The following is a 13358-nucleotide window of genomic DNA, read 5'->3' as shown; positions in this document are numbered from 1 at the left end:
GATACACTAATCGTATGATTAGATATCTTGTATCTATGATTTAATAAAATTTATTCAGCTTTCAAGTATTTTAAAACCACTGCAAAATGCTTGGTATGTAAAATTATTTTGCAAGAGATCTTAGCTATACTAGCTATTTGGCTTTTGAAGCTCTCATAGAAAGATTGTTTTAATCAGTGATTCAGATCATGGACCATAAGGTCGTTGGTCGTGTGTATTGCATAGGCACTGTTTTTCAATACAACTGATTAAACGAATTGAGAATGTTTACTACCATTCGTCTGTGAGCAAAATTAAATTGGAAGTGTTTTTTACTATGTTTTAGGTTTTATGTAATATATAAGCGCATTATTTGGGTGTAGAGGTGTGATTGCATTATAAATGCATGTTATATATGTATGTCATTAATGAATCATATTGATTGTAATCTTAACAGATCGTATTTCTTAAGAAAGGTTTTGTATTCATGATAGCTATCAGTGTATGCATTCAAAAAAGAGTTATCATGTTAACCATTTATAATAGTTATTTTTAATTTGAGTTAGAAATTCTTATCATTTAATGATCCCATGACGTATTTGATGAATGATTTTAGATCACCGACTATTAACTAGTACTTTGCAGTATGATCCTCATATCTCGAATATGCAATATATTACAAATGCATTACTATCACATAATGTGATGAAATTGTATTCAATGACCACATGCTTACTCACTCTTTGTGATTAGGTATGTGAAAAACTATATGAAATAATATAAGTTATGTTAGTAAAATGATATTTTTTAACAAAAATTGTGATCAGTGGTTTCGTTTATGTCTAGCATGGATTGTAGGTGCAATAGGTGCTCTCAGTTTCTCTCCTTACGATTATTGGCTAGCCTTGCTTATCTCATTTAGTGGATTGCAATGTTTAACGTTAAATTGTGCTACTCGTCAGGCTAGCATTATTGGGTTTATGTGGGGTTTTGGTTTTTTTGGTACTGGAATGTACTGGCTTTGCATTAGTATTGACGCGTTTTCTGAATTACCTGCTATAATTAATCTGTTTGCAATGGTGATGCTGACGGGTTACTTGGCTTTATATCCTCTTATTTTTATTAGCTTGCTCAATACTCTATGTACTAAGAGTTTATTCCTACGCTTAATAGTAGCATCTCCGGTAATTTGGCACATTATTGAATTTTTTCGTAGTTTTGTTATGACCGGGTTTCCTTGGTTACAGTTTGGTTATACTCAAATTAACGGTCCGTTAAAAGGTATCGCTCCTTTAATGGGGGAAGAAGCAATCACATTTTTGTTAGTAACCATATCTGGATCAGTAGTCTATTCAATAGAAAAACGGCAAATTCTTGCTATAGTGTTTGTCATTTTGTTAGTACTGTTACAGTGGCCGTTACATTCTATGAATTGGTTTGTATCATTACCAGAACGTGCGGTAGATGTCGCTTTGGTGCAGGGAAATACACTCCCATTACTCAAGTGGGATCCAAATGATTTAGTAAATATCCTCAATACTTACACTAGACTGAGTAATCCATTGATTGGGAAAAAATCAATTATTATATGGCCAGAATCTGCTATTCCAGACACAGAAAAAAACCAACAGTTATTTTTACAAGATCAGGATCAAAAACTGCGTATCGCAGGGACAACTTTAGTGACTGGTATAATAGATTCTCGTTTTGAAAATAATAATTATTATACGTATAATACAATTCTCGTCATAGGTAATGGTAGCAATCCTTATAGGTATTTGAGTAACAATCGGTATCAGAAGAATCATCTAGTACCTTTTGGGGAGTATGTACCGTTTAAAGCCTTGCTACAGTCTCTCACAGCTTTCTTTAAGATTCCGATGTCCATGTTTACTCAAGGGGCATACATTCAACCTCAATTGCGTGTTGCAGGTTATAATATGACTCCAGCATTATGCTATGAGGTCATTTTTACACGAAAAATGCGTGATAACTTTCGCCCAGAGACTGATTTTTTACTTGCTATATCTAATGACGCATGGTTTGGGGATTCGAATGGTCCGTGGCAGCATTTGCAAATGGCACGAATGCGTGCATTAGAATTAGGAAGACCTTTGTTGTACAGTACAAATAATGGTGTAACAACCATTATTAATGCAAGAGGGGAAATTACTCATATTATTCCACAATTCGAATCAAGAGTTCTCACTGCAACGGTCGTACCCACTACTGGGTTAACCCCTTATGCGCGTTTTGGAAATTTTGGTATATGGGTCATCACACTTCTATTTGCTGTTATTTGGCTAATAGGTTTTTTACGTTTGTCTGTTTGTAATTCTACCGTGTATCATAAGATCTCTTAAGTTTGAAGGTCAATTAAATTGCCGTACTGATAATTTTTTTTGAGGCTGATAATGTTTTTGAGGTATAAAAGTATTAGAATCTTATTGAAAATAATATTATATATGTGTATGAATATATCAAATTTAATCCAAAATGCCTTTTGTACATGCAATAAAAAATAAATGAATAACACATCATATAATGTAGATGTGTCAATAAAAAATACATGTAGCTTGTATCTTTTGTTTTGTCTTGTATCATCTATTATATCTCCTTAGTAAAATGAGGAGAAGATATAAAATTTTTGATTCAAAAGTGTTTCAACGATCGCTCTATATTTATAGATATTAATTCAGCATGCTGTGCATTTTATTTTCCATATTAGTAATAAAAATATATCAGTTAGCATTATTAATGTCTGTCCTCTTCTGAAATATCACGTAATCGTGTTTGTGTATAATTCTTTTCAGACATAGACATATGTTGAGTAAAGTAATGACTTATGTGTTAAGGGTGCAAAGTTATATTGAAGAGATTCGTGATATAAGAAAAGCAACTTCTAATATTTAACTCATACAGTAATATTATTTATCAAAAATAGATTTTCCATGTTAAGAAAACAACAACGAGTGCAGTTTATTTATTAAAAATAAATATGTGAGTCATCTAGAAAAAACAGAGATGATTGGATATAAATGAGTATTGTATTTTTTATTAGACACATCAGATTTCGATTTGATGATCATGCTAGAGCTATTCATCATGGCTTTCGTTGTTTTTATAAATATTAGATATTGTCATTGACTAATGTATAACTAGACTCATGTGCAACCTAATCAGGTATTTGTAAAACATTCACATTTAAAAGATTTTGATGTTTTCTAGTATAATAAATGTGAATATGATCTTTATTTAGACACTGAGCGCCATCAACTATATATGATCAATAAACAGCTTTATGTGCTGAAACTATAGTGTATACTGAGTATATAATCCATATATATTATAGAAACATTCTGCGTCTGATGCTGTTGAATACACTGCATGAAAAGATTGTGATATTCCTGATAAAAGATTCTTTTTTACTCGTAATAGTGATATTTATGATGAAATGCAAGATTGATACTTACAGTCTTGAATCATATATTAAAGATATCCTCATGCTTCATAAATTTTATCTATTGATATACTTTAGTGATAAATATTAGCTGTCTGTACTATGAAGACATTGTGATTCGTGTACTGATTTTTATATTAATTATCTGATTATTTTTGATTATTTTGCATTGCTATATCGATGTAGAATGCGTAATAATCCAGCATTTATGCATAGAGTGAGTGTAGGGAAAATCTTTTGGTTGTGTTTGGGAGGTAATTTCAGTAGCGAAAAGCCCTAAGGCGTGCAATCCAGACATGTTTATCTTAAACCCAGATTTATTGTTAGAAAAGATTAATTTACCATTTGTACGCAAAACACCTTTCAGGTTAGACAGTAATTCTAAATGATCTCTTTGTATATCAAAATTCTGTTTCATTCTTTTGGAATTAGAAAAAGTCGGAGGGTTTACAAAGATAAGATCAAATGTTTCCCTGGTATCACGCAACCACATTAAGCAATCAGCTTGCAGTAATCGATGCCGATGTCCAGATAAATCATTGAGCCACAGATTTCGGTCAGCCCATTCAAGATACGTTCGTGACATATCCACACTGGTAGTACTGTGAGCCCCTCCTAAACCAGCATAAACACTAGCACTAGCAGTGTAAGAAAACAGATTTAAAAAATCCTTACCTTGGCTCATTTGACCTAATATTTTGCGCACAAGACGATGATCAAGAAAAACACCAGTATCGATATAATCGGTGAGATTGACCCATAATTTTGTATGAAATTCAGTAATTATAAAAAAATCACCATGCTGGTTAATTTTATAATATTGCTGAATTCTACCATGTTTTTTTGTACGAGTTTTTATTACTAATTTATTCGATGGTTGTTGGAGGATGTCGAGGGTAGTTAAGATGATATTTGAGAGTTTTTGAGATGTGTCAGGGTTATGCAGAGTTTTTAGTTTTGCATAGTCTTGAATAACAATCCAATCTTTATAACGATCTACTGCTACGTTGTAATTTGGTAAATCACGATCATAAATACGATAACATTCAATAAGCTGTCTTTGTGCCCACTTTTCTAGTTTTCTTATATTTTTTTTTAGACGATTAGCGTAATCAATAGAGTATTGATTACAAAATCCTGGTGGTTGGTTTTCTACCATACAGAAATAGTTCTCAGTGTAATGCCATAAACTATAAATATTTTGGAGCTGGTTGTGTGTAGGTCTCTAACAAATGGGTATAATTTTTTGTCATGATGATTCATGATACACCTGCAACTATGATTGAAGATAAAATGCTACATAGACTCCTCAGTAATACTATTAGGTTAATCCAGAATCATTACCATCTGTAGTCTGTAAAAATTACATGATAGATAAGCATATATACCTGAAAGCCAACAGGTGCATATCGTTATGGACTATGTCGATTTTTTATGATGTTTTTCTGATATTCTAATAGATAGAGAATCTGTGTTCTCCAGGAATAATGTTTTAGACACCGATATATTTTAAAAATTTTCTATCAGCATCACTAAGTTATCTATTGATCAAATTTTATTTGATATTTATGAAGCTGATTAGCTCAAGGTGTTTGTGAGTTTTTAATGTTTTTATATTGTATAATATACAGCAATTATAATCATCGGATTATAACACTACTCATATACTAAATAATTTGTATTATGATACATAAACCAAAAATAAATGTATTGTTAAGGATATATATTATCTATGGGAAAAAAATAAATCAAATTTCTATTTTTTATATTTTAGTATTTTATTTTAAACAAACATAAAATGTGTATGTTTCATATACGTCTTCATGCAGTAGATGATAATATATCTACGCATAATAATCTAGAAAAGATTAAGATTACTCATAAATTTAAATTAAAAAGCTATGTAGCGACATCCTGTAGTCTAGTGAGTACTTGCTTTATAAGCACTTTAATCATAAGTGGATGCAAGCATGTTAAGCAATGAATAGAGGCATCATTTAATGATATTATGACTTTATTGTTTTCACGAACAGCATCTTAATTTCTATGAGTTGTGTGTAACGACAAGATAAATATAATATTAAAAGAGGTGTTTGTATCAATATTTTTACTGTAGTTAAATAGAATTTAACTTCATATGAACACTATATAGATAAAGTATAGCATTCTTCTAAACGCAGAACTATATTAAGAATATTTATCATAAAAATATGATAAATTCACATATTGTACTAGTAAATTGCCTCGCATTTTTAAGAAACTTTTCGGTATGCGGTATTAAAAACGATTCACGAAGCACTAATGATGTGGTATGGAAAAAATACATTGCACGGTCCGGATTCTTTTTTGTTCAGTTTTAATATACGATCAGTCTAGTGTGCAATCACATGTTGAATGCATAATTTAATATAAGGATTCTTAGGATAGAAATAAATTATTTGAGTTATGAACAAATAGTTTCGTCATAAACTAGTAGTATGAGTTTACCAGTGGACATTGTAGTAGTATACATATTAGTGAAGAACATAGGAACATAAAATTCATTTTATGTGTTCGTTTCAGTTTCAGGCGATCTTTCTAATATATGAACCATATACTTATATGTAGAATAAGCTATAGTCTATAGACGATCATCATCCTGATCTATAATGTATCATCTCACCATTATACTGTGATAAATAATACTATATCTGGGACTCGAGTAGTTGCCAATTGTTTTTTTTGTTATCTCATTAAAGACGACAGAGAATTATTATTTATTTTGGTTACAGTATGATTCGATATCATATCGAACTGTATGATACATAGCATATATTAATCAGCTTTTACACTATATTCATAAATGATATTATTTCTCATATACTGTATAAGTCGCAGTGCTTTTAGGATGCTCTAGAATATGTAAGGGGTAGAATGTTAATAGTATTCACGTAAGTATGTCTATCTTATTATCAAGATACAATCTTCTAATATCTGGTATTGTATACATAAAAATTACTTTTAGTATGTATAATACTAATATTATAACATGCGATTTATAAAAAATAGTTTTATTTTTAGTAACATACTAGTGACGAAATCATAAAAAATACATTTGTATATATCCATGTGTATTATGGAATATAATATAATCAGTTCTAATATATAGCGTAGAATATGATTCTTATCATTGATGATACCATATGATAAAAATACTTATTGAAAATAAAACTATTAAACACTTTTGCGTTCTGAACTAAATAATTCTGATTATTAAAAATACGATGATTTATTTTAGATATCAGTTAGTAAATCTTAACGCATGTTGTGTGCATATGCAGATATTATTTTTAATAATAGTCTATTAACAAGCAGTGATGGTATGCCAATTATATAATTACATGAATCATCAAATTAGCTATGTGGTCTATCAAAAGAATGAAGGCTGGAGGCTCATTGGCAGTCGATTATTTCTGAGTACCATATATTGCTACTGCGCTTAAGTACCACACTAGTTAGTGCATTGTATGTAATTTGTATAAAACATAGACTATAATCAATGATATATCCATCTCTCAAATAAAGAACTTTTATTAATTGTATTGGGATCTCAGTATTGAAATATATTATAATTGGGTGTATGTGTATTAATTTATGATTAATTTTATTAATATTAAAATATTATAAATACTTCATATTTCTCAGATTAAGGTTAATTTATTTATTAACCAGTTTTAGAAGTTACTGTTATGCTGTTGTGAATTATGTTCTGGATTTTATAGTGCGCATTGTATGAGTAGGTTATTTCATAATCATCAAATGAATACGCTTACGTGTGGGAAACATTTTTTAGATTTCTATAACCAATAGCATGCCATATATCTCTATTAATGTTTATAGCGGCTATCATCTGAGACTTTGGAATAGTACTGGACAATAAGCGTCTGTATTAATCCAGGAAGTCTAATAAAAGTTTAGCGCATACATAATATGCTAATTGTGCAATGAATTATCAGATTGATGAACGTAAAGAGCAAATTCATAAAATATGATGAGCACACAATGGCAGCATGTTTGGCTGTATAAAGCATTTCAGTTCTCTACAAGGTGTACATCGAGCTATCAGATCATTTTATTCTAGGTAGGGTATATAGTACATACATTGCATAATATAAAAATAAACAGGTTCTGTAACTGCATAGGATCCTGATTGAAGATATAACACACATTGTCTTAAGAGATCAGATGTCTATCGTAAGCAGGAAGAAAATCGTTGCTTCTGCAATTGACTTGTATTCTGTATGAATGGTAGATGCAATCTACACATCGGTATATCGGTTATAAAAAAATAGACATATTCTGAGATACTTGTTTTTAGTAAAAGAGTAAAAAAATATTTTCTGTAAGCTACACTAAAACGATAGACTTATAAAGTAGCGTACATCCTTGTTTCTAATCACTGAATTACCAGTTTTCGTAAGCGTTATTGCCAAACTTTTTTATTTATTAATGTAGTGATCATAGAATATCTTCATGATACAATTGAAGTGGATGCCGGATATAGTGTAATATGCCTGCGTCAAGCAGTAGAGCTAATAATGCAGATTAATGCAAGATGTACGCTGTATGACAACATACTACTTACATACAGATAACTTCAATCATTTGCATATTTTCATTTTTGCTCACTAAAATTTTTGGATTGAAAAGTTTTTTGCAATATTAAACACCACGTGTGTTAGGTGAAATAAGCAATATAAAGTACGATCAGTTCTGATCGAGTGAAAACCAACACTCTGTTTTTTCAAATATCATAAGTATATACTAAGCATGATCTTTTGTGATATTTTATGGGTACGTTGTATATAAGGAGCTATATCTACTAGAATTGGTCATTGGCGGTTATTTTTATGTTCTAAGATCTCGATAATCCATGAGTTCTGTAATGCATTATTAGAATTCTTAGATAGTAAAATAAATATCATAATTTTTTATCATGCTTATCAAGAATGCTAGTGAGTGTGTTATGAATGTGTTTTACTGATTTGCTAGCATCAAGTTTATAATACTCCACGTTACCTATTTTTTCTTCTTGACTATAATAGTGAACAAGAGGTAGCGTCATTTTATGATATTCAGCTAATCTTTTTTGAACAATTACTTCTTGATCATCTGCGCGAATCGTTAATATATCGCCAGTGATATCGTCTCGATTGGTAACTTTCGGTGGATTAAAATTCACATGATAAATACGACCAGATCTTTCGTGAACACGACGTCCAGATATTCTTTCTATCACTAATTTGTCCGAGAGAAATAATTCTAAAACATAGTGAATTTTAATTCCATCAGATTTTATAGCATGCGCTTGAAGCAGTGTGCGTGGAAAACCATCAAATAAAAAACCCATACGACAATCCGGTTGATCAATTCGTTCTTTCACTAAATCGATAACTATCTCATCACTCACTAGTTTGCCGGCATCCATTATCTTTTTTATTTTTTTTCCGCATTTCCAGTTACATTTGACTGCAGTACGCAGCATATCGCCTGTAGAGATTATTGGAATGCCATATGTACCCATAATAAACTGCGCCTGAGTCCCCTTTCCTGAACCAGGAGCTCCAAGTATAATAATATGCATGTTCATATCCTGCATCTAATATTGTGAGAATCTTTTTATTATAGGGAATATATGGCTAAAGGTACTGCATTGGTTATTAGTACATGAACATTGGAGTTTTATATTTTTGTCCCACGTGATTTGGATATATGGTAGTTTTACATATGTGACCTATTTGCCATCTATCATCATAAACTGTCTATCAAGACAGTATTTTTAAAATTGTCCAAGAATATTACAAACAATGATGCATGATGGTTGTCATCACTCCATGGATGAAAAATTATGAGTTGTTTGCTTAATACTTACATATAAATATATGTATATCATGTTAGCGACAATAAAAATATTAAGAACAATTATGCATTCTATTATCTATGATGTAAATCATACCATTTTATTTTCAAGATGTGTACAACAATTCTGGTTGGTGTATCATTAATCTCAGTTATGGGATGTGCTTATCCACCGATATTCATTGCATGAAGTTGGTAGTAATTTCTTCTATGAAGAAAATAATGTGAAAAAACCCATCTTCTTGATTTATAGTGTATATGGAATAGTTGGTATTGTGTTATTAAAATAGCAGCAGGATCCTGATCAAAAAATATTTTTAATCCGTTCTGTAACGAAAACTATCGCTTGTTCATAAAAACCTTGTTAGATAGAGAGATATATAGAAGCTGTGATCGTTAAGATGAAGACTAAGACCAGAGTTTTCTACGATACCGCTCTATTTTGCATCACGGGTTTTTTACTGTGCGATATTCCCGCTTTAATTATAGGTTGTGAGTGGCTCTTAATGTGTCTAGTGGATCGTTACACTATAATCTAGCTACGAACATACTAATGTTCAGGTTTTTATTTGAGATTTCATTATTTTATTTTTTTATGTTTGTCTGTTTGTGATCTAATTACTTCAGATACAGTGTGGAAGGAACCAAAAACTAGAATAATATCTGTTTTTTTTGCTTTGGCAATTGCACACCGCCATGCTTGAGCGACTGAAGAGAAGCATGTTGCTTTTTTTAAAAAAGACATAAGGTATAGAGCACTACTGCCTCGTGGGTGTGTGAGTGTAGCACAATACCAATAATCAACATGGGGTATCAGATAAGATAATGTTTCAGAAACATCTTTATCACGAAGCATACCAACTATTGCATGTATGTGTGATGTTTTCTTTATTTCTATTAGTTTTCTGGCTAGATATTGTGCAGCATGAGGATTATGTGCTACATCAAGAATGACCTGAGGTGCGTGAGCGATTGTTTGAAAACGACCAGGTAAAGTAACTAAATGAAGTATACGTTGTATGATGATCGGATTAACCTGAATGGAGGACATGCGTATAGCGGCAAGGGCCGTAGCAGCATTATCTATGGGTATTTGTGGTAGAGGAAAATATCCTATACTACCTTTTTGGTCTTTAAAAACCCAATAGTTACCAACAACAGAATAAAACCAATCACGGTTATATTGATACAGTCGTGCTTTTTTTTGTTTAGCTACTTCTCTAATGGTAGCTGGCATATTTGGTTCACCCACTACTGCTGGCTTTCCTTTACGAAATATACCAGCTTTCTCGCGACCAATACTGTTATAATCTACTCCCAAAAAATCCGTATGATCACGCCCGATAGTAGTAATGATGGCAACATCGGAATCAATAATATTTGTAGCATCTAAGCGTCCGCCTAGCCCAACTTCTAGTATTACTATATCTAGTTTGGCCTGTTTGAATAACCATAGGGCTGCCAGTGTCCCAAATTCAAAATAAGTTAATGAAGTAGTAGAACGCGCAATATTAATCACTGAAAATGCTTTAGTATGTTCTAGGTCTTCTAGCTCTTTTCCACAAATACGCACGCGTTCAGAATAATACATTAGGTGCGGAGATGTATAAACTCCGACTCTGTATCCTGCTGCTAACAATATCATTTCTATAGCTCGACAAGTTGTACCCTTTCCATTAGTACCGGCCACGGTAAATATAATTGGAGCAGGACGGAGAAGGTTGAGGCTAGTTGCAACATTTGTAACACGTGTGAGTTCAAGATCAATTGGCTGAGCATGCAAATACTCAAGGTAATGTGACCATGTATTTAGGGGTGATGTAGCCTGTGGTGAGTTCTTCATTTTTTATATATTAATAATCTGATGGTTAGCACAAAGTAGAGATTAGGATTACACTGTATGTGAGCATTTATCAGTAGGTATGGCGTTATCAATATCTCCTGGTGGTGATGGAAGGTTCATCATCTTAGACAGTATACAAGCTAGTTTAAATCGTATCATAGGACGACGTATGATCATATCAATCGCTCCTTTTTCCATGAGAAATTCACTACGTTGAAACCCGATTGGTAGCTTCTCACGCACCGTTTGTTCAATTACACGTGGTCCTGCAAAACCAATCAATGCTTTTGGTTCAGCAATATTCAGATCTCCAAGCATCGCAAGACTTGCAGATACGCCTCCCATTGTGGGGTCTGTCAGAACTGAAATATACGGTAGGCCTTTTTCTTGTAATTTTGCTAAAGCAGCGCTGGTTTTTGCCATCTGCATTAAAGATATCAGTGCTTCCTGCATACGTGCTCCACCAGATGCTGAGAAACATATCATAGGACAGCAATCTTTCATGGCTTGTTCAACGGCACGTATAAAACGCGCCCCGACTACAGCACCCATTGATCCACCCATAAAGAAAAACTCAAATGCTGCTGCCACTACTGGTATGCCATGTATCGTTCCCTTCATAACTATAAGTGCATCTTTTTCATGCGTTTCTCTTTGAGCAGATATCAGGCGATCTTTATATTTTTTAGAATCACGAAACTTCAGTATATCTCTAGGTTCTAGTTCAATAGCGAGTTCAATCAGCGAGCCTGAATCTAATAAGCTATGCAGCCGATCTCGGCCGTGCATGCGCATATGATGATCGCATTTTGGGCAGACTCTCAAATTACGTTCTAGCTCAGCACGATAAAGAACTTGCCCACAGCTATTACATTTTGTCCACACCCCTTCAGGAATATGTGTTTTGCGTAAGGGAGTCAGTTTTCGTTTATGGAATATTCGTTCAATCCAGCTCATGTATACCTTGTCATGTTATTTTATCTTAGATACCATTTAATCTATTTTGCTTATCCAGGAGCTAACCATCTTAATGGATCATATAGTTGTCATGATATCAACTTTGATTTTACTCCACTGATATGTATTTTGTTTCTTAATCTTACAGGGTAAGCCATCGTATGTATCTAGATTTTTCTAATGTGCTTGACTTTTAAGAGACTAGGAAGCTAGGAGCGTGCTCGCTTATCAATAATCAAGCCTAACGTTTTAGTGCTAAAGTCAATATAATTGTGGTATAACAAAATACTAAGTTCCATATGTTTTTTAATTCAGCCTCGCTGTGCGCTATAGGTGATTAAATATATTATTTTATGCATTCAGAGATTTATAACAGAGCGAGAATACTCTTATACCATAATATTGTTGGTCTTTTAGAGAATATAATGTATGCGTTTTGTATTTATTGTTACATGGTATTGGATCAATCTCCTAATGATCAGCATGCTATAAAATATAAATAGTATAACTACTTTACGTTCTAGATGAACCTAGATCATCTAAATTTCTTAAAGTTATTAATATATCACTAACCTATCTATATAGAGTGCGTGACATAGGTATTTAGGATTGTGAATTAAAGGGGTGTCTGGATGTATCAAAACATCATTCGCGCTGAACTGAGACAAGCATTAGAAACACTTACTCTTTTCCTTAATAAAAAAGAAAATATCGCAGCAATTGAGTTTGCTGCTGTATTGCTATCTAACGCCTTTAAGAAAGGCGGTAAAGTACTATCTTGTGGCAATGGTGGTTCCCATTGTGATGCTATGCATTTTGCAGAAGAATTGACCGGTCGTTACCGTGAAAATCGTCCTGGATATCCGGCGATTGCTATATCAGATATTAGCCATTTTTCTTGTGTCAGTAATGATTTTGGCTATGATTATGTCTTCTCTCGTTATATTGAATCTATCGGTAAAGCGGGAGATATTTTATTGGGAATATCCACCTCTGGGGCTTCAAAAAATATAATAAAAGCAGTGCAAGCTGCTTCTTCACTTGGAATGAAAATAGTGCTATTGATGGGAAATGAGAATAGTGATATCAGCAGTATGGCGGATGTGGCCATTTGCGTTCCACATTTTGGCTATGCTGACCGTATTCAGGAAATCCATATTAAAATTATTCATGTCCTCATACTTCTGATTGAGAAAGAAATGATGATATAACATTGATGAA

The 13358-nt window shown here is 32.6% G+C and carries 5 protein-coding genes and 1 pseudogene; 2 read left to right on the top strand and 4 right to left on the bottom strand.

Annotation, left to right across the window (positions count from 1 at the left end):
• The first annotated feature begins 776 nt into the window (after nucleotides 1-776).
• Entirely contained in the window at nucleotides 777-2342 is a 1566-nt protein-coding gene (gene lnt, locus ERCIKOCA2762_RS01845; protein ID WP_157988510.1) for an apolipoprotein N-acyltransferase, read from the top strand.
• A 1269-nt stretch (nucleotides 2343-3611) separates the two neighbouring features.
• Here the strand turns inward: lnt and ERCIKOCA2762_RS01840 are convergent.
• The 4 genes and pseudogenes from ERCIKOCA2762_RS01840 to accD all read right to left on the bottom strand — a co-directional run.
• Nucleotides 3612-4568, bottom strand: a pseudogene (locus ERCIKOCA2762_RS01840) (class I SAM-dependent methyltransferase); the annotation flags it as partial.
• A gap of 3831 nt (nucleotides 4569-8399) precedes the next feature.
• Entirely contained in the window at nucleotides 8400-9062 is a 663-nt protein-coding gene (adk, locus tag ERCIKOCA2762_RS01835; protein WP_157988508.1) for an adenylate kinase, read from the bottom strand.
• 855 nt (nucleotides 9063-9917) lie between these two features.
• Nucleotides 9918-11180: a bifunctional tetrahydrofolate synthase/dihydrofolate synthase gene (gene folC / locus ERCIKOCA2762_RS01830; protein WP_157988507.1), complete on the bottom strand. Its 1263-nt coding sequence runs from the start codon at nucleotides 11178-11180 to the stop codon at nucleotides 9918-9920.
• 48 nt (nucleotides 11181-11228) lie between these two features.
• Nucleotides 11229-12137: an acetyl-CoA carboxylase, carboxyltransferase subunit beta gene (gene accD, locus ERCIKOCA2762_RS01825; protein ID WP_157988506.1), complete on the bottom strand. Its 909-nt coding sequence runs from the start codon at nucleotides 12135-12137 to the stop codon at nucleotides 11229-11231.
• Between the two features lie 632 nt (nucleotides 12138-12769).
• Here accD and lpcA point away from each other — a divergent pair.
• Nucleotides 12770-13348: a D-sedoheptulose 7-phosphate isomerase gene (gene lpcA, locus ERCIKOCA2762_RS01820; RefSeq protein ID WP_157988505.1), complete on the top strand. Its 579-nt coding sequence runs from the start codon at nucleotides 12770-12772 to the stop codon at nucleotides 13346-13348.
• Nucleotides 13349-13358 lie beyond the last annotated feature (10 nt).

Origin of the sequence: Candidatus Erwinia haradaeae (assembly GCF_900698935.1) — a bacterium.
In the GTDB taxonomy this organism is placed as follows: domain Bacteria; phylum Pseudomonadota; class Gammaproteobacteria; order Enterobacterales; family Enterobacteriaceae; genus Erwinia_E; species Erwinia_E haradaeae_D.
Note: the sequence above shows the minus strand (reverse complement) of the source record. Positions and strands in the feature narration are given on the sequence as shown.